This is a genomic window from Allomuricauda sp. XS_ASV26 (assembly GCF_041224615.1).
Lineage (GTDB): Bacteria > Bacteroidota > Bacteroidia > Flavobacteriales > Flavobacteriaceae > Flagellimonas > Flagellimonas alginolytica.
The window spans coordinates 399824-424959 of the sequence record NZ_JBGFGK010000033.1; the positions used below are offsets into that span (position 1 = coordinate 399824).

The following is a 25136-nucleotide window of genomic DNA, read 5'->3' on the forward strand; positions in this document are numbered from 1 at the left end:
ATTATTTTATTCTTTTTATTTTACCACCGAAAAGGGTGTGTTCATCCATTTTTTTTGGATCTCCGTACACTAGTACTTCGCCTCCGGCCTTTACATTGGCCTTTACGTAATCCGATGCATAAATTTCGGCATTTCCGCCCGCATTTACGTTTATTGTGGTAAATTTTGTCTTAAACGATTTTCCTTGATAGGATCCACCTGTGTTGATGATCACATCTTGTGTGTTGGAAAATCCTCCAACAATGATCTCTCCCCCGGATATGGATTTGATCAACAATTGGTCCACTTCGCAATTAATTTCCAATTCACCGCCTTCTTGGGCTTTAAGTTCCAATACATCTTGGATATAAGTATCATCGGACGAAATTCTCGCATCCTCGTTAACATCTATTACCACCAATTCCTCGGAGTGGTAGAGATCTACATAAGTTCTATAACCACTAAAGATCTTTACGATCTCCATCCTAATTTTAAGTACACCATTATTATTGACTATGGCGACATTCTTGGTATTGGCACCTGTAATCACCGCTTTGTTTTCGTTGGATCTTATCAAGTTGATGGAAATTCCATCGAACCCCTTTACTTCAGTGAACTTTTGTAGGTCTTGGGTTATGGTGGCGTCCTGAGCTTCAATAAATTGAAAGGACAGAAATATAATAACAATCGCAAATAATCTCATGTTATAAAAATTTGGTTATCAATAGAATAACAAATTCTGTTCCAAAATAGTATTATTTCTTTTTGCCTAACAACGAAAAATCCAAATGCCGTTTTACAAGATCGGTACTCTTCACCATCACATATACCTCATCTCCCAATTGGTACATTCGTTTGGTCCTTTCTCCGATTATGGCATATTGGCGTTCATCAAAAACATAATAATCATCTTTAATGTCCCGGATACGGATCATACCCTCACATTTATTTTCAATTATTTCCACATATATGCCCCATTCGGTAACCCCGGAAATTACACCCAAGAACTCTTGATCCTTGTGATCTTCCATAAATTTTATCTGCATGTATTTTATGGAATCCCTTTCCGCATTGGCGGCCAACAGCTCCATGTCGGAAGAGTGTTTACATTTTTCTTCGTACAAAGTGACATTTGGGGCCTTTTCCTTATCGAGATAATGCTGTAGCAATCTATGTACCATTACATCGGGATATCTTCGAATGGGAGAGGTAAAATGTGTGTAGTAATCGAACCCTAATCCGTAGTGCCCTATGTTTTCCGTAGTATAGATAGCCTTGCTCATACTGCGAATCGCCAAGGTATCCACTAAATTTTGTTCTTTTTGGCCTTTTACATCCTCCAACAACTTATTCAAGGATTGGTTAATGGACTTGCTGTCCTTAAGATTAATGCTATGTCCAAATCTGGAAATTACACCGTTAAGGGCCAATAATTTATCCTCGTCCGGCTTGTCGTGCACACGGTAAACAAATGTTTTTTTCTGCTTACCTATATACTCCGCCACCTTTCTATTGGCAAGCAACATAAACTCTTCTATTAGTTTGTTGGCATCTTTGGCTTCCTTAAAATATACACCTACGGGTTCGTTGTCCTTGGAAAGATGGAATTTCACTTCGATCTTATCAAACGAGATCGCTCCGGCATCCATACGGGCCTTGCGCATAATCTTGGCCAACCTATCAAATGTCAACACTGCATTTACAATATCTTGGGATACTGCATAGGCTTTTCCACGGATGGATATTTCCTTTGGAATTTGACTTTGTTCGGTTTCAATTATGTGCTGTGCCTCCTCGTAGGCAAATCGTTCATTGGAATTGATGGCGGTTCTTCCAAACCACTGATTTACCAATCGGGCATTGTTGTCCATTTCAAAAACTGCGGAGAAGGTATATTTTTCCTCGTTGGGCCGTAAGGAACATGCTTGGTTGGACAAGACTTCCGGCAACATGGGTACAACGCGATCCACCAAATACACCGAAGTGGCCCTATTGTACGCTTCTTCTTCCAAAATTGAATCGGGCCTAACATAGTGGGAAACATCGGCAATGTGGATACCTATTTCATAGTTCCCGTTTTCCAACTGTTGAAAAGAGAGTGCATCGTCAAAATCCTTTGCATCCTTTGGATCAATGGTAAAGGTCAACACATCTCGCATATCCCTTCGATTGGCAATTTCGGATTCTTTAATACTGGTATCCAAAGTTTTGGCATACTGTTCCACTTCGTACGGAAACTCATTGGGAAGGCCATATTCCGCTAAAATGGCATGAATCTCGGTATGGTGTTCCCCAGGTCTTCCTAACACTTCTATAATTTCACCGTAGGGAGAATCCGCATCTTTGGGCCAGTCTCCCAAAAGAACCAATACTTTATCACCATCGTTGGCATTTTTCAATTTTTCCGGTGGAATAAATATATCGGTGTACATTCTGGAATCCGTAGGACGAACAAAAGCAAATCTTTTTTGTTTGTCCACAATGCCAACATAAGATGTTTTTTTCCTTTCGAGTATCTTCGAAATTTCACCTTCCATTTTATTACTCTTCTTCCGTGGCCTTATAAATACTTCGACCGTATCACCATGGAAAGCTCCGTTCAAATTATTGTTCTGAACAAATACATCGTCCTCCAATTCTTCTACGATAATATATGCATTGCCACTGGTAGTAAGATCTACCCTACCTGTAAAATAGGTATGCAAAGAAGGTTTCATTTGAAATTTGCCCCTTTCCACCTCAACAATACGATCACTGGCCCTTAACTGACCTAATCGTTTGATCATCAGGTTTCTATCTTGTGTATCCGAAATACCCAATTTAGAAGCTATTTGCTTGTAATTAAAGGTTTTGGACGGTTCTTTTTCCAGGATGGTAAAAATGCCCTTGGTTATCTCGTTCTTCCGCTGGCTACTTGCTCTCTTCTTTTTCTTTGACATTAACGTCCTTATTTTTTTGAAAAATACAAATTATAATCCGTGACCAACAAGGAAAGAAAAAGTAATCACAAACAAATCTGCTTTTATCAACAATTATCAATATTATATTTTTTCTTCTTTTTTAAATTTTATAAAAATGATGATTATGATAGATCGTTGAAATGTGGAATAAAATTTTTAGAAAAAAGTTGTTTTGAACAGTCAAAATATTTTGTTCACAATTTGTCAGCGTACAAGAAATTTAAGAATCAGTCTTTTATATTTTTTATTCACGGTTTTTAATAACCGTTGTCAACATCAATTTATTGAAAAGTTAATGTGTTTTTAATGTTAATTACCTAACATAAATGTTTCATATTCGTTGATTAATTTTTAATGAAATCTATAGTCAAGGTTAAATAATTATTACTACTGATATATTTTATTAGAAATCAAAATTTCGTTACCATATTTTTTCTTAAAAGAATTAACAAAATATAGATGTTGTTAAGTGTTTGTTTTTTAACTAAATGCAAAAAGCTTCCCATTTTTATAAACAGCATCCCATTAAAAGATATCGTACCTTTGTTTAGCATTCATTTTAATACAAAAACATGAAAATTGCGATAGGAAACGACCACGCCGGAACCGATTATAAATTGGCCATTATTGGCCTATTAAAATCCAAGGGTATAGAAGTTGTCAATTATGGTACCGATGGTACGGATAGTGTGGATTATCCGGATTTTACCCACCCTGTAGCCACCGATGTGGCCAATGGTAATGTAGATATGGGTATTGTTCTCTGTGGTAGTGGCAATGGTGCTACCATGACGATTAACAAACACCAGAACGTAAGGGGAGCACTATGTTGGAATAAGGAGATCACACAGCTGGCAAGAGAACACAACGATGCCAATATCTTGAGCTTACCGGCACGTTTTATATCTCTACCGCAGGCCTTGGAAATGGTTGATACTTTTTTAAACACCAAATTCGATGGGGGCAGGCACGAACGCAGGATAGAAAAAATACCATGTAGATAAGTGATATGGGCCATCACCACCATCACCATTCACATGACCATTCCGATCTAAAAGGAAGAAATCTGCTTATTTCCATATTCCTTAATATTGGAATAACGGTGGCACAAGTTATAGGGGGTTTGCTCTCCGGTAGTTTGGCTTTGCTGTCGGACGCACTCCATAATTTTAGCGATGTACTTTCGCTGATCATAAGTTTTGTTGCTCAAAGGTTGGGCAAAAAACAAGCATGTAGAAAAAAAACGTTCGGATATAAGCGAGCAGAGATTTTGGCCGCATTTGTAAACGCGGCAACCTTAGTGGTTGTGGCCATAATTTTAATGAAAGAAGCCGTTGAAAGGTTGTTAAATCCCCAACAAATTGAATCCAATCTGGTAATTTGGTTGGCATTGATTGCTATTATGTTCAATGGATTCAGTGTTCTTCTCCTAAAAAAGGACTCTGACCATAACATGAACATGAAATCTGCCTATTTGCATTTGCTCACGGATATGATGGCCTCCGTGGCAGTTTTGGTAGGCGGTATATTAATGAAGTATTTTGAAATTTATTGGGTAGATGCCGTATTGACCATGATCATTGGAATCTACCTTATTTATATGGGATACGATCTATTGAAGGAATCCACAAAAGTGTTAATGCTTTTTACCCCAAAATCGGTCGTGATTCAGGACATTGTGGAATCCATTTGTACTATAGACCCAGTTAAAAATGTGCACCATGTCCATATTTGGCAACTCAATGAAGAAGAAGTTCATATGGAAGCACATATCGATTTTAAAGAAGATATTCGCCTATCGGAGTTCGATGAAATTTTGGAAAAGATAGAAGAGCACGTATACCATAAACATGGAATTAACCATGTGAATATACAACCAGAGTTTGATAAGTGCGATTCCAAAAGCATAATAGTCCAGGACTAATGGAAGTGGCCATAAAAACGTTCAATCAGCTCACTACAGAAGAGCTCTACCAAATTTTACGTCTCCGCAGCGAAGTTTTTGTAGTGGAACAGGATTGTGTGTACCAAGATGTGGACAACAAAGATCAAAAGGCCCTTCATATTATAGGCACAAAAAATGGTGAAATAGTTGCCTACACGCGTATTTTTAAACCAGGGGATTATTTCAACAATGTAAGTATCGGTAGGGTAGTGGTAAGCCAAGATCAACGTAAATATGGTCTTGGAAAACGGATTATGCAAGCCTCACTTGCTGCGATAGACCAAAGATTTCCGAATCAACCCATTGAAATTTCGGCACAATCCTATTTATTAAAATTTTATACGGAATTGGGATTTAAGGTCACTGGTGAAGAATATTTGGAAGATGGGATTCCACATAGGAGGATGCTGAAGGAGTAATTTTATACTGTTTTGCCACAGGGATGCTGAGCGAAGTCGAAGTACGCTGTGATTTTATTGCCTTAAAAATGAATTTCTTTATAAATTGGAGTAACAAAATTGTTTAAACCAACCTTTTCGCTACACCAATTTTGATCAAATACTCTAATTTAAGGATAAGATTCACCGGCTTTTCTGCCTTGTTTTTGGTAGAAAAGAACAAATATCCTTTACTTTTCGGGTTTAGTTGTTCTAAATTCAATTTACCATGGACAATCGGGTTTTTGGAAATAATTTTTTCCAGATGCTTTTGCGATAATTCAACTTTATCTAAGTGTTGAATTAATTTTTCCCGATTTACTATGGTGATGTTACATGAGGTAAAATGATCATCTTCATCCGAATAAATACTGGTGGCCAATGCATAAAAATGCGTCTTTTTGGAGGCATCGAAGAGCCAACCCTGTTTTTGGACTCCATTTTTCTGATAAAACAATTCAAAAGCAAAAGTGGGCAAGCTCTCGTTAATATAATCCAGTTGGGCTTTTTCATCAACATAAAACTGTTTTGAAGAACGTTTATCCTTTAGGATAACATCGATGCCCTGTAATTGTTTTTTAAGCTGTGAAATCCGCTCAAAACTATAATGCTTCAAGTGTTTTTGGTAATACGAGTCTAATAATGGGGTTAATTTTTGTTCTTTTTTTAGATCAGCTTTGAATTTGCTTTTCAACTTCGTTTATTTTCCGGAACAGGGAAGCACCTATCTTTTCCACAATCCCGACCACCAGGGCGTTGCCCATAAAAAAGGCGCGTTTGGTATCGGAAATACCCTCCAATTTGGTGTGATTGTCCGGAAACATGTTCAACCGTTCCAATTCAACTGGTAAAAGTCTTCGTGGTCCCTTGGAGGTTTGGATCACGTGTTTAAACCGGGATGGGGATTTACCGCCCTCACCGGTTATAATAGTTCTGGAAGGTTGATCAAGGGCATCGGGGAAAACCATACCGCCCTCGCTGTAATTGTATTCAAAACCTGCTTTGGTCTTGCGTATTTCTTTTTTGGAGCCTTTTAAATATTCCCACTTGGGCATATCGGACTCATTAATGTAATATTCTGGAGCAATGCAGTCATTTTCCAAAATGTCGGAAAGAACCGTTTTGGTTCCATCAAAATCGGGACTGGTTTTTATGGTTGTGACCTTACCGTTTAAGCAAATACCCGAGTTTAAGAACGGAGAAAGTTCTTTTTTACTGTTAAAAGTTTCGGATAAGGATACCAAATTTTCTTTTAAAACAAAAGAAACGGGTTTTGGCGTATTTTGGTCCACGGGAAAAGTCTCGGCAAATGTACCTTTTTCCAAAATCCATTTATTTGGCAGGGTTTTTCTTAGTTTGGAATGTAATGTGGTCCCTTTTAAATAGGCCAGAAAAAAAACGCGCCTTCGGCGCTGTGGCATTCCATAATCGGCCGCATTTATTACCCGCCATTCCACCGCATAGCCCAAATCCGATAGACTGCGCAGCATCACGGCAAAATCACGACCACGTTGAGTGGAAGGCGATTTTAACAAACGATCCACATTTTCTAAAAAAAGATATTTTGGTTTGTTCTTTTTTTCTGAAAGGATACGATGAATGGACCACCAAAGCACCCCTTTTTTGCCTATAAGACCTTTGGAGTTTTTTAAAGATGTGGCCACGGAATAATCTTGGCAGGGAAATCCGCCCACTAGTATATCGTGGTCGGGAATATCTTTGGTAGGTACCGTTTCGATATTGGAATTAGAGTGATTTTCCTTTCCAAAACGGGCTTCGTAAACCAAGGATGCGTGCTGCATTTTAGTAGAGGGCTCCCATTGGTTGCTCCAGACCACTTGATAATGTCCTGTGTTTTCCAGTCCCAAACGAAACCCGCCCACACCGGCAAAAAGTTCACATACCTTTAGTTTTTGCATGCCCAAAAATAGGATTTATTCCTTTTTAATTAATTCTAATTTCATGAATGAAAAACAGTTTTATAAAATGAAAAGATGAACACCACCGAAAAAATAAAACTGACTATCATAAACAGGATATTGAGAAATCGATTGAACTCCAATGTTTCCAGATTTTCGGAAATTCGTGAAGCTAATGGGTCGTATGGTAAATACATAATTTGGAGATGGTCAATTTCTTCTGAAGATTTTTTAAACATCGGATTAGAAAGGTAACCGCCACTATAATTATAACTCCTACGGTAAAAAAAGACCCTGCTCCATCGGATTCACTAAGTAGGAACGAACAAAATACAACAACCCAGCTAAAACATATTATTGCGATATAGAACAAATTCTTTTTTAGTAACCCCATCCAAATTCCCAATCCAGAAAAAAAGAAAAAAAGAAACAATAATAACCAAAAGGAATAATCTTGTTCATCTACGAGTATTCCACCCGTAACCCCTGCAGTTGCCACGGTTACAGCTGCTATGGCCAAGAAGTTGGTGAACCACTTGGGATAATAATTTGCTTTTAAGAATCTTGGTAAAAACAAAAAACAGATGAGCGCTAGAGTATTTAAAAGAAATAGAAGGATAAATACCTCCGATTCTGACCAATTTTCCACCCCTTGTTTGGCATAAAGTACAAGTGTAATATTCAAAAGCGACACGTAGATCAACCATAATGTAGGGAAGTTGGATATAAACACCCAGATAGTGATAAAAATGGTCCAGGCAAGGAAAAAGTCGTAAGCATTTGCTCCTGTTTGATATATCTGCCCAAATACCGCATACATTACACCAACTAAAACAGCCGCTCCCGTTAATATTGACTTTTTTATAAAAGCCTTCTGTTTTATAAATAATGCTAAAAATGTGAATATTAGTACAAGAGACTGAACAGCACCAAGCTTTAAAAACTTGTTTAAACTATCCCAGTTATAGGCAAAAAAGAAGATAATTCCTGCAACGGTAAACGAAATACCGAGCGTTAGAACAAGTAACTTTAAAAAACGCAGCCAAGCGTATTTGTTGGAATATACGTGATCAGACAAAGCTCTGTCCACGCCCTGTTCGGACCAATTGCTGTGCAGCACCACAAGTTTAATATCGTTACGGTCTGGCTTATCCATTCCAACCTATTTTAATATGTAATATAACCAATACCACGAATAGGGAAGTTAAATTACAATTTTATAAAACCAATAAATTACATTGGCCGAGAAAATGAACATAGTCAATAAAAGAATAAAGGACAAGTATTTTGATATGCCCTTGGCCTCTAAGTTTTCCGCCAATTTGGATAAAGAAGGATTTTTTGGCAAATACATTACATCTATAGTTTGCATACCGTATAGTGCGCCAACTTCCAATTTCCCAACTATTTTTCTATCGGATCCTTTAATGATGTTTCCAGAACCATCTTTAAAAGAGTAGAAAAACTCCACTAAAGGATTATGGTTTACCAATGTTCCAGTATCTTTAAAAGAAGTTATTTCCGCCGAGACGGTTTGCCCATAATAGATTAGGTCCCATTTTGATGTTTCCGCACTTTTATTGGACAATAGACCTGTTGTGCGCAATAATTGATATGCAATAACAATTATTACCAACACGAAAACTCCAGAATACCAAATATCTGAATTGGCGAACAAACGTTCATATTGGTTTGGTGAGATAAAAACCTTGTTAATGGCTTCGCTCATCAAAAGATAACAACCTGTAACATAAACAATGAGTTTTATACTACAAATAAGCACAAAAGTGAACGATATACGACTTTCGTTCAATGATAAAAAAACAGGGTCTTTCGGTTTTTTCGCCAGATTAATACCAATAGGAATGGTCTTGTCCACCTCAAAGCGATTTAGGTAGGGCTTACTGTCCCACACTCTTATTTTTCTATGTATGGGATATCCAGAAAGATTGTTAAATAACAACAGGAGCTCCAACAATGGTTTTTTGCCCAATTTAAGGGTTGTAACAGATAAGATGGTAGCTTGCCTTTTTACAATAGAACCGTTCTTTTGATTTCTGTAAATACAGAAATACCTACAGAAACAATATTTCATTAAATGATAAAGCCAAAAAAGCAAGATTATGCCAACCAAGGCCAGGGTAAGTATTGTGTAGGTCATTTACAGTTTTTGGCTTAAGGTAGTATCTAAAAACCTACCCTGACCCAAACAATTGACGGTTGACCCTTATGAGTTGACAGATACCCAATATGGGTTGTTGGCTACCAAATCTTATTGTAAAATACCATTGTATTTACTATTGTTGGCCAATAGTTCTTTGGCAGTTAAAATGGCATCGTCGTGGTTTAAATAATATTTATAGAGACCGTTGCGATAAAAGTATCGGGTGATGATCTCGTCTTCCAGGTTTTTCTGAATTTCTTTTTTATAGCTGTCCAACGCGGTGATCTTGCCCCGGTTTACGGCCAATAAGAGGTCTTTGTATTTTTCCTGTACATCTTGCCCTAAAAGCGAATCGTCGGCGTTGATAGACTCTTCTAAAAGCTTTTCCGTTTTTGTCTGAAAAGTAAAGTTCTGTTCTTTTACATAGGATTTGAAAGCCATATAATCACTTTCCGAAAATGAGAAATCGCTAACATCATCGAAATTATGTTCGTAGAAATAGTTCGTTGCAAAATCAAAAATAATATTGTTCGCCTCCAGAGCATCGATAAGGGAATTGGTTTTTAACGATTCAATGGTTACATCGGGCATAACACCGCCACCATCCCAAACTTTTCGGCCGTTTTTTGTGGTGAACTCATTAAACTTGGTGTTTCGAACTGCATTTCCTTCAGCATCCCGGTTCCAATAATCCAAAGACTGGATACATCTTCCGGAAGGGGTATAATACCTGGATATGGTAACCTTTAACTGTGTTCCATAGGTGAGTTTGAGCGGGCGTTGAACCAATCCTTTGCCAAAGCTTCTGGCCCCCAAGATTACGGCACGGTCCAAATCCTGCAAGCCGCCCGAGACTATTTCACTGGCGGAGGCACTTTTTCCGTTTATAAGAACAATCAAAGGAATATCTACATCTTCCGGCTTGTTCTTGGTCCTATATTCTTGGTTGAACTTTTTTACTTTCGATTTTGTGGTAACGATCAATTCTCCTTTGGGCACAAACAAGTTCGTAACGTTTATGGCTTCGGAGAGCAATCCCCCCGGATTTCCCCTTAAATCCAATACCAAACGCTCGGCACCTCGACCTTTAAGGTCCTGCAGGGCCAATTGCGTCTGTTTGGATGCCTTTCTATTAAAACGGGCAAGTACAATATAACCGGTTTTTTCATCGATCATATCATAAAAAGGAACGGCATCGACCTCAACACCTTCCCGGGTAATGGAAGTGGTTTTGGTTTCTCCCTGTCTTACAAATGTTACCTCTACCGTGGAATTGTTCGCTCCTTTTAATAGTTCTCCCGCATTGTCGTCGAAATCGGCAACCAATGTTTCACCTATTTTAATAATTTCGTCACCGGCCTTTAAACCGGCTTTGTCGGCCGCATATCCTTCATAAGGTTCCACAACCACCAATTTACTTTCGTACGAGCGCACGAGCGCACCTATGCCGGAATATTCTCCAGAATTATTGATTTTGTAGGATTCAACATCCTGCTCATTCAAAAATTGGGTGTAGGGATCAAGTTCGCCCAGCATGTTTTTTATGGCCGAGTCCATCAATTCTGCCGGATTGGTCTCGTCCACATAGTTCATGTTGAGTTCTTTGAACAATGTGGTGAATATTTCTATCTGCTTTGCAATCTCAAAAAAGTCGCTCTTAAAACTGCTGGCCCCAACAAAAATTGCCACAGCCAAAACGGGAACAAACACCTGCTTTTTAATCAATCTTTTCATGGAACTCTTTATTTAAAAATGACTCCAACAACTTTTTCATGGCTAGATCTACCTCTTTAAAGTTTGGGGTCTTCTTGCCAAGGTATAAAAATATGAACGCAAAGTTTCCCTCAATGTTGTTAAAAATAATGGGCTTGTTGAGCCGATAGGCTTCTCGCAACAAGCGTTTTATCCGATTGCGCTGCACAGCGGTCTTAAACTTTTTTTTAGGGGCGACCACGGCAACCTTTATGGGAACCTCGCCATTGGGAGCAGTCTTAACGTAAATTAGTTGTAATGGGAATTCACGCAGGGCCTTCCCCTCTGTAAAAAGAGTTTCGAACACTTTTTTATTGGTAAGCTTTTCTTTTTTTGGGAAAGAGAAATCCATTGAAGATCTTTTGTTTAAATTCTTTTTGGTCCCTGTAGTGGTTGGATGGGTGTTTTTTTCTAACATTGTTCGGACAGCTCCATTATTAAAGACAAATTACTCAAATAAGTCCGATATAGAACAAGAAAGGGCGACACAATTGGCCGCCCTTAAAATTTGTGTTTACTAAATTGAGACTATTCCTCTACTTGGTATACATTGTTTTCTCCATCGACATCTGCCATTAACTGTGATGGGTCGATCATTATGGCCTGTACCTTTTCCAGTGGCATTTCCACAGTAAATTCGTAGGTAGGGTATGCCCAAGGCCAATCTTCCAAAACGGTGCGCTTTAGGTTGGGATAAGGGTTTTCCTTTTCTCCATACATCATTCGAATTGGAACATAAAAGGTTTCCTGTGTTCCGTCCGTGTTTACCACCAAAATATCCAGTGGCATGGGCATTTCGCCAATACGTTCCATGGTTATCTTGGTTTTTTCGCCATCCGCCTCGACACTTTTAATGCCGTAGTCGATGGTGTTGGTTGTTTGTGTCCAATCGGTCAAATACCAACCAAGCTCCATTCCAGATACCTTTTCGGCAGTCCTTTTAATATCGTTGGGAACAGGATGTTTGAACTTGAAATCATCGAAATACTTTTTTATGGTCTCCATTAATTTATCCTGACCGATTATGTAACCTAACTGGGACAAGAAAATAGAACCTTTGCTATAGGCAGAAATGCCATAGGCAAAATTGGTGGTGTACCGATCGGCGTGAGTAGCTTGGGGCATTTCCAAACCAGAGTTTACCAAGGCGTAATACCCTCGGTACGATCCTTCGAATGGATTTTGCTTGTTCTGTTCCATAATTTGGTTCATGCACAGACTACTAATGAAAGATGTAAACCCTTCATCCATCCATTCGTGTTTGGATTCGTTGGTGGCCAGTACGTGCTGGAACCAAGAGTGTGCCATTTCGTGGACCATAACACCGACCAAACTTCCAAATTCACGTTCACCGGTGATCAAGGTACTCATGGCATATTCCATACCCCCATCTCCACCTTGCACAACAGAATATTGATCGTATGGGTATTTTCCTATGTTGTTACTGAAAAAAGTCATGGCTTCTGCCGTTTTGGGCTGAAGGTTTTTCCAGTTTTCTTGGAGTTCGGGCTTGTCCTTGTAAAAGAAATGGAGCGTGGGCCCATTTTCCATCTGGTATACATCGTGAATATAATCAGGGTCCGCTCCCCACATAAAATCGTGTACCATAGGGGCTTTAAAATGCCAAGTCAGCGTTTTTCCTTTGGTTTTTACCTTTGTGCCCGGGGTTTCGTAACCATGCCCTATTTCATTCGGGTTTTGGAGATATCCGGTGCCCCCGATGGTGTATTCTTTGTCCAATGTGATTTTTACATCATAATCGCCCCATACACCGTGGAACTCGCGAGCTATATACGGGTTTGCGTGCCATCCTTCAAAATCGTATTCAGAAAGTTTTGGGTACCATTGGCTCATGGAAAGGGCAACACCTTCCTTGCTGTTTCTTCCAGAACGTCTGATTTGTAACGGCACTTGGCCATCAAAAGTCATTTCTAACGTAGTTTTGCCCCCAGAAGGAATCGGTTTGGCCAAATCCACTACAAGAATGGTCCCCTCTTCGGTAAAACGAACGGGCTGCCCATCTTGGGTTAATGTTTTGGCGTGCAAATACCCTATTTCGTCTTCAGATAGCGAAGCAATTCTGCTTTTGTCGCCCTCCATCATTCTTTTGTCCGGATCTTTAATGTTTTGGAGCCTAATGTCCATTTCACTGCCCGGTTGAAAGGCATTGAAAAACAAGTGATAGTAAACGCGACTCAATTCATCTGGTGAGTTGTTGGTGTAGACCAATTTCTGGGTGCCAGTGTATCGATAGGTCTTTACGTCCATTTGCACATCCATGGTGTAGTCCACATGCTGTTGCCAGCTACTTGAATTTTGTGCACTTAGGAAGAAACTAGCTCCTAAAAAGGCTGAAAAAAGGAATGATTTTAAACGCTTCATATGTTATTTGGAATTGCTTTCTAGGGTCATTTTACCGTTTGAAATGTTATTTGCTAAAATTAAGGCATTATAGGCATTTGCCATTTTGCCGGACTTGGAAATTTTATCAAAAGACATGGCTTTGCTCTCATCGCCGGCCACAATAACGGAAGTTTTTGTTTGCAGACCCGATTGCATGATGATGCTCTTTACTTGTGCCGCGGTAAGATCTGGATGAAAAGAACGGATCAGCGCTGCAATGCCCGCAACAGCCGGAGCGGCCATTGAGGTCCCCCCTTGAAATTCGTAAGTATTGTTGGGCATGGTGGAATAAATTTTTGCTCCAGGAGCAAAAATGTCCACGTTTTGACTTCCATAGTTGGAAAATGATGCCACCATTTCCGACCCATAGCTGCTCGTTAGGGCACCTACAGTAATTAGGTTGTCCACATATTCCATATTTTCAAACTTGTGATCGTTCGGGAAGTTTTTGTTTTCTGGCAGTTGTAGGTCCAAGCCATCGTTGCCGGCGGCATGTACGATCAAAACATCTTTGGACTCTGCGTATTTTATGGCGTCGTAGACCCACTCGGCCTTTGGCGAGAAAGATTTTCCGAAACTACAGTTGATAATGGACGCTCCATTGTCCACGGCATATCGTATGCCCAATGCAATATCTTTATCATACTCATCCCCGTTGGGAACGGCTCTGATACTCATAATTTCGACATTCTTTGCAACACCGTTTATTCCGATACCATTGTTCCTTTGGGCGGCTATAATTCCCGCCACATGCGTTCCATGGCTCTCGGTTTCCACCATATTATTTGGGTTGCCATTTCCGTATACAATATCTGTGATGTCGTATGGGTCGTCCCCTACGGGAATTCGGCCATTAAAATCTTTGTTGAGGTTGTAGTTTACTTGTTCCGTAAAGTAGGTAATACCTTCCTCCAGTTCAGACAATACTTTTTCAATACTGTCGCCGTAGGTGAACATTTGTGTTAAAACAGCAATGGTTTGTTCCATTTGAGGGGTCTTTGCCTCAATCGATAGTAAATCTTCTTTGGTGTAGGAGTCCTTGCCCAATTCCTTTTTTACAACTTCATCGGCTCCTTTTACCACTTGGAAAATTTGCTCGTACTGTTGCTTGTTCTGCAATGCTTCGGGATATTCTTTATCCAATTTTAACCTTGCGGCAGCCCTATCGGAGGCATCGCCTATGTTTAAACGGAGCATTCTAACATATTCCAGTTGTTCGTTGTACGACTTGCCCAAAAAGTTATAGCCGTGCACATCGTCCACGTATCCGTTACCGTCATCATCTTTACCATTATTGGGAATTTCGCCCTTGTTCGTCCAAAGCACGGGCTTAAGGTCTTCGTGATCTAGGTCCATTCCAGAATCGAGAACGGCAACTACAACTGTTTTTCCCTTTCTGTTTTTAATGATTTCTCTGTAGGCCTTGTCCACACTCATTCCGGGAATGGTATCCGCGATAAGGTCCAAGTGACCCCAATTTTTTTTCTCCGCATCTGTAAGTTCGGAAACTTTTAAAGGTACGGCATCGATATTTTCAACAGGGGTCGATACCAATGTGGTGGAACCACATCCCATAAGAAAAAGAGATGCGCCCAAGGCAAAGAACGATAGTTTGCGATATGTATATTTCATAGAATTATTTTATTATGTAAGTGAGGATTTATTGTGTGTTGAACAATTCGTTGTAAGAGAAAAGCTGGTCCAAACGGGCTCCCTTTTCGGTCCTTTTCAGGGAACAGATCTGGTTATGGGCATCGTGTTCGAACAGTAATAGCCAATCATTGTCTAAAGCTTTTTCCAAAAATGAAGCCTTTTCCTGTAGCGTTAACAGTGGCCGTGTATCGTAGCCCATTACATAGGGTAGGGGTATATGTCCCACCGTAGGAATCAAGTCAGCCGCAAAAACCATGGTCTTTCCTTTATAATTTAAATGTGGCAGCATTTGTTTGTCCGTATGCCCATCTACAAAATGGATTCCAAATCCAAGCTCGGATTCTTGCAAAAAGGAACTTTCTTTTCGATCAATAAAATGGAGTTGACCACTTTCCTGCATAGGCAAAAGATTTTCTTTTAAAAAGGAGGCCTTTTCCCTTGCATTGGGTTTTGTGGCCCACTCCCAGTGGTCTTTATTGGTCCAAAAGCGTGCATTTTTAAAAGCTGGCTCGTATCCTGTTCGATCCTTGTTCCATTGAATGCTTCCACCACAATGGTCAAAATGTAGGTGGGTCAAGAAAACATCGGTTACATCATCACGATGAAATCCGGCATTTTTTAAGGATTTGTCCAAGGAATGATCGCCCCAGAGATAATAGTAACCAAAAAACTTTTCTGACTGCTTGTTGCCCAGGCCATTGTCGATCAAAATAAGACGTTCACCGTCTTCAATCAAAAGACAGCGAGCTGCAAGGTCGATCATGTTATTGGCATCGGCAGGATTTGTTTTATTCCATATGGATTTGGGCACTACACCGAACATAGCACCGCCGTCCAATTTAAAATTTCCTGTTTCTATGGGATAAATTGTCATGTAGAAAATAAAATGGTCTGCAAAATAAGAAAAGCCCCACCCAATTGCCGAAAAAATAAAGATTTATTAGCCGTATTTTAACAAAAAAGGGTTCATGGTAATACATTCGCTCCTTGAATCTGCTCAAATCGACATCGGCATTTGACCCGATTTCGATTGTGGCGATTAGAGCGGAACGATAATCTAAAAGAAAAACATTAAATTTCCGCAAAACTTGCACCATGGTCGAACTTGCGGGAATTATAATTCTTGGCATTATTGCACAATGGGTAGCTTGGCGCTTTAAACTGCCTGCGATTCTACCCCTTATTTTAATAGGTTTGTTGGTTGGCCCCATTGCCACCCTGTACACTGAAGACGGATCTAAACTTATAGAACCTATTTGGAACGGCAATAAAGGCCTATTCCCGGGGGAGGGACTCTACTATTTTGTTTCCTTGGCCATTAGTGTAATCCTATTCGAGGGAGGACTTACACTTAAAAGGGCAGAAATATCAAATGTTGGTCCGGTAATCACAAAATTGATAACCATTGGAACCATTGTGACTTTCTTTGGAGCTGGTGTGGCCGCACATTATATTTTCGGGTTATCGTGGCAAATTTCCTTTTTGTTCTCCGGTTTGATCATTGTTACGGGACCAACTGTGATCACACCAATTCTACGGAACATCCCCCTTAAAAAAGATGTGTCGGCCGTTCTAAAATGGGAAGGAATTTTGATAGATCCTATAGGCGCGCTCGTTGCTGTATTGGTTTTTGAGTTTATAAGTGTTGGGGAAGGACAGGCATTTACCCAAACGGCTTTGATCGAGTTCGGCAAGATTATTTTGTTCGGAACCACATTCGGATTTACGTTTGCCCATGCACTTGCCTTTGCCATAAAAAGAAATTTTATACCCCATTATTTGTTGAACGTGGTTTCTTTATCAACAGTATTGTTGGTTTACGTAGAGTCCGACCTGTTTGCACACGAGTCGGGACTATTGGCCGTTGTGGTAATGGGAATGGTTATGGGGAACATGAACCTCCCCAATTTAAAGGAACTGCTCTATTTTAAGGAATCTCTTAGTGTTCTGCTGATCTCGATCTTATTTATTTTGTTGGCGGCCAACATCAATATGAGCGATTTGGAACTGATCTATACCTGGAACACGGTAGCTCTATTTGCCGTAATTGTATTTATAATACGGCCGTTGGGTGTATTTTTAAGTTCGCAGGGATCCAATTTAAAATTTAACGAGAAGCTATTTATCGGCTGGGTGGGGCCAAGAGGTATCGTTGCTGCTGGTATTGCCTCTCTTTTTGGTTCTAAACTGATGCAAAGGGGAGAGCCCGGGGCAGAATACATTACCCCATTGGTGTTTATGATTGTTTTGGGCACCGTTTTGTTGAACGCTACCACCGCAAGGTTTTTTGCAAAACTTGTGGGCGTCTTCCTGAAAAAATCTGAAGGCATTCTGATTATCGGCGCATCCAAGCTCTCCAGGCTAATAGGGAATTACCTTAGAAAGAACAATAGGCATGTTGTTCTGATCGATAACAACCAGAACAATGTGGAAAAAGCCAAAAAGCTTGGTATGGAAGCGATTACGGCCAACATTTTTTCTGATTCGCTAACCGACAATATCGAGTTGAACGACATGGGCTATCTCATGGCTTTGACCGGCAACTCGGACATTAATAAATTTGCGATTAATAAGTTTCAAAAACAGTTTGGGGAAAACGGCGCTTTCCGTTTGGTGAACACAGAGGAAGTCAACGATCCGGAGAACAACCCAAAAGAAGGACTGTTTTCCCACACCGATGATTTTATTCAATTGATGGATACCGTTCGGAAACATCCTACCATCCATGAAATTGACCTTAAGAACAAGGAACATTACGATAGCTTGATCGACATCACCAAAAAGATGAGGGATATAGTTCCATTGTTCACCAAATCACCTAGTGGTAGTATTGATATAATACCTGCCAACAGTAAGGATTTCTCCCCTAAAGGAGAAGGCTATAAATTGGTTTACCTTGGTAAAATATTGGAAGCCGATGTGGATAATGGGGCGGAAGAATAGCTGAAAACCTAAGAATTTCCCCCACACATCAACTCAAATAGGGCACCCATCAATTGAGGCCCGATTATAAGTTCCAGTACAAGTATTTTGGTGTTTTGATAATCAAAAACTCATTTAAAAATGAAAAAACTTGTACTGGCAGCAATGGTTGCTGTTTTTGTGATTTCCTGTTCTAAGGACGATGAAAATGATTGTGAATCTTGCGAAAAGGCTAAAATCTGTGATAATGGTGATGGAACCTATACTTTTTCCTATGATGGGGAAGAAGAAATAGTAAAGGAAGAAGTGCTGGAATCATTGAAATTGACACCAAAGGAATATGTGGAACTCGTTTGTATTGCAGGAAGCTCAGATTAGACTCCTGTCAATCATTCAACTTTAGAACGGCCATAAAAGCTTGTTGTGGGATTTCCACATTACCTACTTGGCGCATTCGCTTTTTACCTTTTTTCTGCTTTTCCAATAGCTTACGTTTACGCGAAATGTCCCCACCGTAACATTTTGCGGTAACGTCTTTACGCAATGCTTTTATGGTCTCTCTGGAAATGATCTTGGAACCAATGGCCGCCTGTATCGGGATGTCGAATTGCTGTCTTGGAATCAACTCTTTCAGTTTTTCGCACATCTTTTTACCAATATGGTAGGCGTTGTCAAAGTGAACCAAAGCGGAAAGCGCATCTACGGGTTGGGCGTTCAACAAAATATCTACCCTTACCAGTTTTGATTGACGCATTCCGATCGGGGAATAATCAAAAGAGGCATAGCCTTTGGATACAGTTTTTAAACGATCGTAAAAATCAAATACGATTTCTGCCAAGGGCATATCAAAAATCAACTCTACACGTTCGGTGGTCAAATAGGTTTGGTTAACGATTTGCCCGCGTTTCTCGATACAGAGCGACATTACGTTGCCCACAAAATCAGCTTTTGTGATAATGGTCGCTTTAATGTACGGTTCTTCTACCCGATCTATGGTCGAAGGGTCGGGCAGGTCGGAAGGGTTGTTTACGATAATTGGTTTTTCATCACCTTTGGTGGTGTATGCATGGTAGCTCACGTTGGGCACCGTGGTTATTACCGTCATATCGAACTCACGTTCCAAACGTTCCTGTATAATTTCCATGTGCAACATGCCCAGGAACCCACATCGGAAACCAAAGCCCAATGCGGCACTGCTCTCCGGGGTAAATACCAAAGAGGCGTCGTTCAACTGCAGTTTTTCCATGGAAGAACGCAAATCTTCAAAATCTTCGGTGTCAACAGGGTAAATTCCGGCAAAAACCATAGGTTTTACATCCTCAAACCCTCCAATCGGGTTTTTGGTGGGATGTGCAGAATCCGTAATGGTATCACCCACTTTAACTTCTCGGGCATCTTTGATGCCGGTGATCAAATAGCCCACATCTCCTGTGGAAATTTTCTTTTTTGGCACCTGGGTCAATTTTAAGGTTCCGATTTCATCGGCCTCATAAGACTTTCCGGTGGCGACAAATTTAATTTTCTGTCCTTTGGTAATTTCTCCGTTTACGACCCTAAAATAAGTTTCGACCCCTCTGAACGGGTTATAAACAGAATCAAAAACAAGAGCTTGAAGCGACTCATTGGGATTGCCTTTTGGGGCAGGAACACGTTCTATTATCGCTGTTAATATGTCTTGGATACCGAGGCCTGTTTTTGCACTTGCAGGAATTACATCTTCTGGGGAGCACCCTAAAAGATCCACAATATCATCGGTAACCTCTTCAGGGTTGGCGCTTGGTAAATCAACTTTGTTGAGTACGGGAATTATTTCCAGATCATTTTCCAGCGCAAGATAGAGGTTGGAAATGGTCTGTGCCTGAATGCTCTGCGCGGCATCTACCACTAAAAGTGCACCCTCACATGCGGCAATGGATCGGGATACTTCGTAGGAGAAATCCACGTGCCCGGGAGTATCGATCAGGTTAAGCACATATTTTTCTCCGTTGTGGACGTAGTCCATTTGGATAGCGTGGCTCTTTATGGTAATGCCCCGTTCGCGTTCCAAATCCATATTGTCCAATAACTGGTCCTGTTTTTCGCGTTCAGTGACCGAACCGGTAAAGTCCAACAAACGGTCTGCCAAGGTACTTTTACCATGGTCTATGTGCGCAATGATGCAAAAATTCCTGATCTTCTCCATATCAACTATAACATACCCAAAAATGGGATATAATCAACTGCAAATATAGTTGTTTTATATACCTGTAAATGCATTTTTACAAATAAGAAAAATCGACTCCTATATTCCTCAAAAATAATTTCTTAGATTTGAGGTTCAACCCAAACCTCGAATGAAGAACCTGACCATTGCCATTTTATGGGTACTCTTTGCTATATGCTGTACTTACGGACAAACCTATAAGGTTACGGGCAAGGTTGTGGACGAGCAAAACCAGATTGTTCCATATGCCAATATTTTATTGCTTCGAGCGATCGACTCCACTTTTGTTCAAGGGACTTCTGCCAACGACGAAGGTTTTTTTGAACTTGTTGAGGTTGCACCCGATCTTTATCTTTTACAGGCAAGCTATGTAGGGAGGGGCTCGGAACCCAGGGCTTTGGATATTACCACCGATGTTTCCCTAGGGGCATTGATCATTCCCTTATCGGACAACGAACTGGACGAAGTGGTGGTCACCGCTCAAAGGCCAAAGCTACAACGATTGCCGGACAGACTTGTCTTTTCGGTGGAAAACACAGTGGTCTCCCAGGGCACATCTTGGGATATTCTAAAAAATACGCCCGGAGTTATCGTAAATCAAGATCAATTGTTGATTCGTGGCCAGAACGCAACAGTTTACTTGAACGACAGGAAGGTTCAGTTATCCGGACAGGAGGTACAAGATTTGCTACAAGGCTTGTCGGGAACAAATATTAAATCGGTAGAGGTTATTGCCAACCCTCCGGCAAGTTACGATGCCGAGGGCGGCCCTATTTTGAACATTGTAACGAGTAAAAATATTGTGCCGGGATATAAGGGCAGTGTAAACGGAACCTTCACTCAGGCCGTTTTTCCCAAGTTTAGCATGGGTACAAGCCATTATTACAAAACGGACAAGCTTAATTTGTTTGCCAATTACACCATCAACCCCCAAAAGGAAATCAACAAAACGAACAAGGGCATCAATTTTATAGATAGTAGTGATGCCGTTTTCTCTGTTTGGGATACTGACTATGATCAAACCAATAGATCGCAATCGCAAAATGCGAGTTTTATCCTGGATTATACTTTCGATGCTCAAAACAGCCTGAATGTAACCTCCAATTTACTGTTTAACCTAGATCAAGAGCAGGAAACTGTTCTAAACACCGATATGGGAAATGCACAGGCACAATTAGATTCCACCTTTGCCACGAGAAACGGCTCTAATTTGGACAATACCAACTTGGCCTTTGATCTTACCTATGTGCATAAATTAAAGAAGGAGGGCGCGCAGATTAGAGCAAACGGACATTATACGTACTTCAATGGAGAAATGTTTCAACGACTGTCCACCAGTTATTTTGATGCCAACGGTTCCTTTTTAAGGGATTTTGGATTTGATACCGATTCCGATCAAGAGATAAAGATTTTTACCGGACAACTGGACTATTCTACACCTATTGGCAGTATGTCTTTTGAATCCGGGGCCAAGCTATCTTCGATTACTTCGGAGAACACTATGGACTTTTTCAATTTCAATGGATCGAGCAACACCGTGGACGCATCCCAATCCGACAGATATATTTATGATGAAGATGTTTACGCGGCTTATATGAGCTTAGTAAAAAACTGGGAGAAATGGTCCATGAAACTTGGTGTTCGTGGAGAGCTTACCAAGGCCAAAGGGAATTCGATCACCTTGGGCGAGACCAACACCCAAGACTTTTTTGAACCCTTCCCATCGGTTTATTTGCTGTATTCGCCATCCGACAAACATAGCTTTGCGTTTGATTATGGAAGAAATATAAACCGGCCCAAGTACAACGATCTGAACCCTTTTCGATTTTTTTACAACGAGAATGATTTTGAAGAAGGAAATCCAAGCTTGAGACCGAGCTTCAGCAACAACTTCAATTTTAATTACACCCTGAACAGTGAGTTTTTCTTCGACGTGTACTATCGTGACAATGGCAGTAATATTGCCTATTTGGTGTTTCAGGATAACCAAAACCAAACCTTGGTAGAATTCAAACAGAATGTTTTGGACAGTAAGTCCTACGGGCTGGACTTTACCTTGAGCAAATCCATTGCCCCAGCTTGGTTTATGTATGCTTATACGTCCCTTTTTCACGAAGAAGAGACCTTTTTGGCCGAAGAAAGTGGCAATGTTCCGTACACAAACGAAGTTAATGGCGTTTATGCCTATTTGGGGAATTATTTAACCCTTTCCAAAGATGGTACCTTTACGGGAGAGATAGCGGGCACCTATGTTTCCAAGTTTCTTTTTGGATCATATGTGTCGGATGAACAATTCAATCTTACCATAGGCTTAAGAAAGACCCTCTTTGATAATAAAGTTACAGTATCGCTTGCCGCTGAGGATATTTTGGAACAATATGTTCCCACTTACCGCTCTAAGTATTTGAATCAGGACAACTTTTACCGAAGACGGCCTGAGACTCAATTTATCCGCTTTGGATTTACCTATAATTTCGGAAACTTTAGGTTGGAGGATAACGAACGCGGCATCGATAAAAAAGAGCGCGATCGACTGCAATCACCGAACTAGCTTTTTGGTTTTAAGCTATTTTGTACTTTTGCAGTCCAAAAAACAGTAGGATTTGCCAAAAATTGGAAACATAGAACTACCTGATTTTCCGCTTCTTTTAGCTCCGATGGAAGATGTGAGCGACCCTCCTTTCCGCAAACTTTGCAAGGAACAGGGCGCCGATGTGGTCTATACCGAGTTTATTTCTTCGGAAGGGTTGATTCGGGATGCCGCAAAAAGCGTGATTAAACTGGACATTTACGAAAAAGAACGCCCTGTGGGCATCCAGATTTTTGGCGCCGAATTGGATTCTATGCTCCAAGCTGTGGATATTGTGGAAGCATCGAACCCGGATATCATTGACATCAATTTTGGCTGCCCGGTAAAAAAGGTAGTGTGTAAAAATGCAGGTGCCGGAATTTTACGCGATATTCCCTTAATGGTGAAGCTTACCGAAGAAATTGTGAAAAGGACCCATTTGCCCGTAACGGTAAAAACCCGATTGGGATGGGACAACAGTTCCATCAAAATTGTTGAGGTGGCCGAGCGTTTGCAAGATGTTGGTATTAAAGCAATCTCTATCCATGGGCGTACCCGTGTGCAGATGTACAAGGGCGAGGCCGACTGGAAACCTATTGCACAGGTAAAGAACAACCAAAGGATGCATATTCCCGTATTTGGCAATGGCGATGTGGACACGCCCGAAGCTGCCGTAAAAATGCGCGACGAGTTTGGGTTGGACGGAGCCATGATAGGTAGGGCAAGTATTGGTTACCCTTGGTTTTTTAAGGAAGTAAAACATTTTTTCGAAACAGGAGAGCATTTAGCCCCCCCAACAATGCAGGAAAGGGTCGATGCCGCGCGCAGGCATTTGCAAATGGCTATTGATTGGAAGGGCGAAAAACTGGGCGTTTTTGAAACACGAAGACATTATACCAACTATTTTAAAGGGATTCCACACTTTAAGGAATACCGGATGAAGATGGTAACCAGTGACGATGCCGCAGATGTTTTTGCCGCTTTTGACGAGGTTCAGGAAAAATTTGGGGATTACCAGTTCGCTTAAGCGGAAATCAATTTTTCGTTGATTCGGCTACTCGCAATTTTTGAAGAAATAAAGCCCAGAACCACAATGGTTCCAATCACGATCAATACGTTGAGGGCATTAAATTCCACCGGATAGGCCAAAGAAGGAGTAATTTTGAGCCAACCAAAAACCAATTGTGAAACAATCAACAAGGAACCGATCAGCACACCGATCAGCCCGCCAAAAGAGGTGACCAATAAGCCTTGGATAAAATAGATTCGTCGCAATTCTTTAATGGTTGTGCCCAAGCTATATAGTGTTTTGGAGTTCTGTTGTTTGTCCAAAATCATCATAATAATGGCCCCAACTACATTAAACAGAGCAATAATCAGTACTAGGGTAAAAATCAAATAAGTTGCTAAATTTTCGGTGTTGAGCATCCGATATAAAGAGGTGTTCTGCTCCCTGCGCGTTAAAACCGAAACCTTATCCCCCAAAATCCCAACAATGGAATTCCTGACATCTTCTGCCGAGGCATTCTCCATCAATTTAAAATTGATGCCAGATATATCCGTACTATCTTTTTGCAATAATTCTTGTACTACGGGAAGATGTGCAAAAACGTATTTTTTGTCCAATGTTTCTTCCACAGCAAAAACGCCGCTCACCACCAAGGCAATATCATCATAAGGTTTGGCATTTAATCCTTGTTGGGAAAAGGAGCCTTCGCCAGGTTTTGGGACCAAAACCTCCATGGCCGAACGATTATTGATTGGCACACCCAGTAAGTTATAGATCCCGATACCAATAACACTACTGTATAAATCCGAGCCCCAATTACCAAAAATTAAAGTGCTGTCCACACCGGTAACATTGCGATAATTTTGATCCACCCCCTTAATATAGGCAATGGTACTTTTTTCTTTATAGGTAAGGTAAGCCCGTTCTTCCAGTTCTTTGGAAAAGCTGGCCAAGCCTTCAATATGGTTCAGGGCAGATTCTTCGTCCGCAGAAATTGAAAAATGCTTTCCAATAGCGGGAGAAGCTTTGAGGTCGGGATCAAATGTGTTGGAAAAAGAAAGACTGAACGTTTTTAGACCGGCAAAAGCGGAAAGCACGATAAAAAGGGCCGCGGAACCGATCACAATCACCAAAAAAGTAATAAAATTGATGATGTTTACCGCATTTTGACTGCTTTTGGACCGTAAGTAACGTTTTGCGATATAAAGCGGGAAGTTCAAA

General features: G+C 40.5%; 20 protein-coding genes. 7 read left to right on the forward strand and 13 right to left on the reverse strand.

Annotated elements, in window-relative coordinates; translation table 11 throughout:
- Nucleotide 1: 1 nt before the first annotated feature.
- Both AB9K32_RS13910 and rnr read right to left on the reverse strand, forming a co-directional pair.
- The gene (locus AB9K32_RS13910) at nucleotides 2-682 is read right to left on the reverse strand and encodes a head GIN domain-containing protein (RefSeq protein WP_224835984.1); all 681 of its coding nucleotides are present in this window, start codon (nucleotides 680-682) and stop codon (nucleotides 2-4) included.
- 52 nt (nucleotides 683-734) lie between these two features.
- Entirely contained in the window at nucleotides 735-2918 is a 2184-nt protein-coding gene (gene rnr / locus AB9K32_RS13915) for a ribonuclease R (protein WP_369885519.1), read from the reverse strand.
- A gap of 593 nt (nucleotides 2919-3511) precedes the next feature.
- Here rnr and AB9K32_RS13920 point away from each other — a divergent pair.
- Genes AB9K32_RS13920 through AB9K32_RS13930 form a run of 3 tightly spaced genes read left to right on the forward strand, consistent with a single transcriptional unit; the run spans nucleotide 3512 to nucleotide 5303 of the window.
- Entirely contained in the window at nucleotides 3512-3943 is a 432-nt protein-coding gene (locus AB9K32_RS13920; protein WP_224835986.1) for an RpiB/LacA/LacB family sugar-phosphate isomerase, read from the forward strand.
- 5 nt (nucleotides 3944-3948) lie between these two features.
- On the forward strand, nucleotides 3949-4863 hold the full coding sequence (locus AB9K32_RS13925) for a cation diffusion facilitator family transporter (RefSeq protein ID WP_252080992.1): 915 nt from the start codon (nucleotides 3949-3951) through the stop codon (nucleotides 4861-4863).
- Complete coding sequence (locus tag AB9K32_RS13930; RefSeq protein ID WP_369885520.1) at nucleotides 4863-5303, forward strand: GNAT family N-acetyltransferase; 441 nt, start codon at nucleotides 4863-4865, stop codon at nucleotides 5301-5303. The genes AB9K32_RS13925 and AB9K32_RS13930 overlap by 1 nt, the downstream gene beginning before the upstream one ends.
- 103 nt (nucleotides 5304-5406) lie before the next feature.
- On the opposite strand, the gene AB9K32_RS13935 is transcribed toward AB9K32_RS13930, so the two are convergent.
- The 9 genes from AB9K32_RS13935 to AB9K32_RS13975 all read right to left on the reverse strand — a co-directional run bounded on the left by AB9K32_RS13935 (nucleotide 5407) and on the right by AB9K32_RS13975 (nucleotide 16086).
- Nucleotides 5407-5937 (reverse strand): hypothetical protein, encoded by a 531-nt coding sequence (locus AB9K32_RS13935; RefSeq protein ID WP_369885521.1) that lies wholly within the window; start codon nucleotides 5935-5937, stop codon nucleotides 5407-5409.
- 55 nt (nucleotides 5938-5992) lie between these two features.
- Nucleotides 5993-7240: a DNA (cytosine-5-)-methyltransferase gene (dcm, locus tag AB9K32_RS13940; protein WP_224835990.1), complete on the reverse strand. Its 1248-nt coding sequence runs from the start codon at nucleotides 7238-7240 to the stop codon at nucleotides 5993-5995.
- A gap of 172 nt (nucleotides 7241-7412) precedes the next feature.
- On the reverse strand, nucleotides 7413-8396 hold the full coding sequence (locus AB9K32_RS13945; RefSeq protein WP_369885522.1) for a DUF2157 domain-containing protein: 984 nt from the start codon (nucleotides 8394-8396) through the stop codon (nucleotides 7413-7415).
- A 48-nt stretch (nucleotides 8397-8444) separates the two neighbouring features.
- The gene (locus tag AB9K32_RS13950) at nucleotides 8445-9401 is read right to left on the reverse strand and encodes a hypothetical protein (protein WP_338197480.1); all 957 of its coding nucleotides are present in this window, start codon (nucleotides 9399-9401) and stop codon (nucleotides 8445-8447) included.
- Nucleotides 9402-9512: 111 nt separating this feature from the next.
- Nucleotides 9513-11138 (reverse strand): S41 family peptidase, encoded by a 1626-nt coding sequence (locus AB9K32_RS13955; RefSeq protein WP_369885523.1) that lies wholly within the window; start codon nucleotides 11136-11138, stop codon nucleotides 9513-9515.
- Complete coding sequence (gene rnpA, locus AB9K32_RS13960; RefSeq protein ID WP_224835994.1) at nucleotides 11122-11508, reverse strand: ribonuclease P protein component; 387 nt, start codon at nucleotides 11506-11508, stop codon at nucleotides 11122-11124. The genes AB9K32_RS13955 and rnpA overlap by 17 nt, the downstream gene beginning before the upstream one ends.
- 176 nt (nucleotides 11509-11684) lie before the next feature.
- Entirely contained in the window at nucleotides 11685-13538 is a 1854-nt protein-coding gene (locus tag AB9K32_RS13965) for a M1 family metallopeptidase (protein ID WP_369885524.1), read from the reverse strand.
- Nucleotides 13539-13541: 3 nt separating this feature from the next.
- The gene (locus tag AB9K32_RS13970; RefSeq protein WP_369885525.1) at nucleotides 13542-15191 is read right to left on the reverse strand and encodes a S8 family peptidase; all 1650 of its coding nucleotides are present in this window, start codon (nucleotides 15189-15191) and stop codon (nucleotides 13542-13544) included.
- A gap of 28 nt (nucleotides 15192-15219) precedes the next feature.
- Nucleotides 15220-16086, reverse strand: coding sequence for an MBL fold metallo-hydrolase (locus AB9K32_RS13975; protein WP_369885526.1), 867 nt, complete (start codon nucleotides 16084-16086; stop codon nucleotides 15220-15222).
- Between the two features lie 221 nt (nucleotides 16087-16307).
- Here AB9K32_RS13975 and AB9K32_RS13980 point away from each other — a divergent pair, with 221 nt between their 5' ends.
- On the forward strand, nucleotides 16308-18155 hold the full coding sequence (locus AB9K32_RS13980) for a sodium:proton antiporter (protein ID WP_224835998.1): 1848 nt from the start codon (nucleotides 16308-16310) through the stop codon (nucleotides 18153-18155).
- Nucleotides 18156-18275: 120 nt separating this feature from the next.
- Nucleotides 18276-18512, forward strand: coding sequence for a hypothetical protein (locus tag AB9K32_RS13985; RefSeq protein WP_224836000.1), 237 nt, complete (start codon nucleotides 18276-18278; stop codon nucleotides 18510-18512).
- A 7-nt stretch (nucleotides 18513-18519) separates the two neighbouring features.
- On the opposite strand, the gene lepA is transcribed toward AB9K32_RS13985, so the two are convergent.
- Nucleotides 18520-20316, reverse strand: a complete 1797-nt coding sequence (gene lepA / locus AB9K32_RS13990) for a translation elongation factor 4 (protein ID WP_338197463.1) — start codon at nucleotides 20314-20316, stop codon at nucleotides 18520-18522.
- 151 nt (nucleotides 20317-20467) lie between these two features.
- Between lepA and AB9K32_RS13995 the strand changes: the two genes are divergently transcribed.
- Together AB9K32_RS13995 and dusB are read left to right on the forward strand one after the other, a co-directional pair.
- Entirely contained in the window at nucleotides 20468-22888 is a 2421-nt protein-coding gene (locus AB9K32_RS13995) for an outer membrane beta-barrel protein (protein ID WP_369885527.1), read from the forward strand.
- A 52-nt stretch (nucleotides 22889-22940) separates the two neighbouring features.
- Complete coding sequence (gene dusB, locus AB9K32_RS14000) at nucleotides 22941-23933, forward strand: tRNA dihydrouridine synthase DusB (RefSeq protein ID WP_369885528.1); 993 nt, start codon at nucleotides 22941-22943, stop codon at nucleotides 23931-23933.
- Here the strand turns inward: dusB and AB9K32_RS14005 are convergent.
- Nucleotides 23930-25135 carry an ABC transporter permease gene (locus AB9K32_RS14005; RefSeq protein WP_369885529.1) on the reverse strand — a complete coding sequence of 402 codons (1206 nt, stop codon included), beginning with the start codon at nucleotides 25133-25135 and terminating at the stop codon, nucleotides 23930-23932. The two genes, dusB and AB9K32_RS14005, sit on opposite strands and share 4 nt — an antisense overlap.
- Nucleotide 25136: the final 1 nt, after the last annotated feature.

Coding starts and splice junctions, on each gene's coding strand:
- AB9K32_RS13930 (WP_369885520.1), top strand. CDS start 4,863: ATGGAAGTGGCCATAAAAACGTTCAATCAGCTCACTACAGAAGAGCTC.
- AB9K32_RS13985 (WP_224836000.1), top strand. CDS start 18,276: ATGAAAAAACTTGTACTGGCAGCAATGGTTGCTGTTTTTGTGATTTCC.
- AB9K32_RS13965 (WP_369885524.1), bottom strand. CDS start 13,538: ATGAAGCGTTTAAAATCATTCCTTTTTTCAGCCTTTTTAGGAGCTAGT.
- AB9K32_RS13925 (WP_252080992.1), top strand. CDS start 3,949: ATGGGCCATCACCACCATCACCATTCACATGACCATTCCGATCTAAAA.
- AB9K32_RS13950 (WP_338197480.1), bottom strand. CDS start 9,401: ATGACCTACACAATACTTACCCTGGCCTTGGTTGGCATAATCTTGCTT.
- AB9K32_RS13920 (WP_224835986.1), top strand. CDS start 3,512: ATGAAAATTGCGATAGGAAACGACCACGCCGGAACCGATTATAAATTG.
- AB9K32_RS13975 (WP_369885526.1), bottom strand. CDS start 16,086: ATGACAATTTATCCCATAGAAACAGGAAATTTTAAATTGGACGGCGGT.
- rnpA (WP_224835994.1), bottom strand. CDS start 11,508: ATGGATTTCTCTTTCCCAAAAAAAGAAAAGCTTACCAATAAAAAAGTG.
- AB9K32_RS13970 (WP_369885525.1), bottom strand. CDS start 15,191: ATGAAATATACATATCGCAAACTATCGTTCTTTGCCTTGGGCGCATCT.
- lepA (WP_338197463.1), bottom strand. CDS start 20,316: ATGGAGAAGATCAGGAATTTTTGCATCATTGCGCACATAGACCATGGT.
- dcm (WP_224835990.1), bottom strand. CDS start 7,240: ATGCAAAAACTAAAGGTATGTGAACTTTTTGCCGGTGTGGGCGGGTTT.
- rnr (WP_369885519.1), bottom strand. CDS start 2,918: ATGTCAAAGAAAAAGAAGAGAGCAAGTAGCCAGCGGAAGAACGAGATA.
- AB9K32_RS13945 (WP_369885522.1), bottom strand. CDS start 8,396: ATGGATAAGCCAGACCGTAACGATATTAAACTTGTGGTGCTGCACAGC.
- AB9K32_RS13910 (WP_224835984.1), bottom strand. CDS start 682: ATGAGATTATTTGCGATTGTTATTATATTTCTGTCCTTTCAATTTATT.
- AB9K32_RS13980 (WP_224835998.1), top strand. CDS start 16,308: ATGGTCGAACTTGCGGGAATTATAATTCTTGGCATTATTGCACAATGG.
- AB9K32_RS13955 (WP_369885523.1), bottom strand. CDS start 11,138: ATGAAAAGATTGATTAAAAAGCAGGTGTTTGTTCCCGTTTTGGCTGTG.
- AB9K32_RS13995 (WP_369885527.1), top strand. CDS start 20,468: ATGAAGAACCTGACCATTGCCATTTTATGGGTACTCTTTGCTATATGC.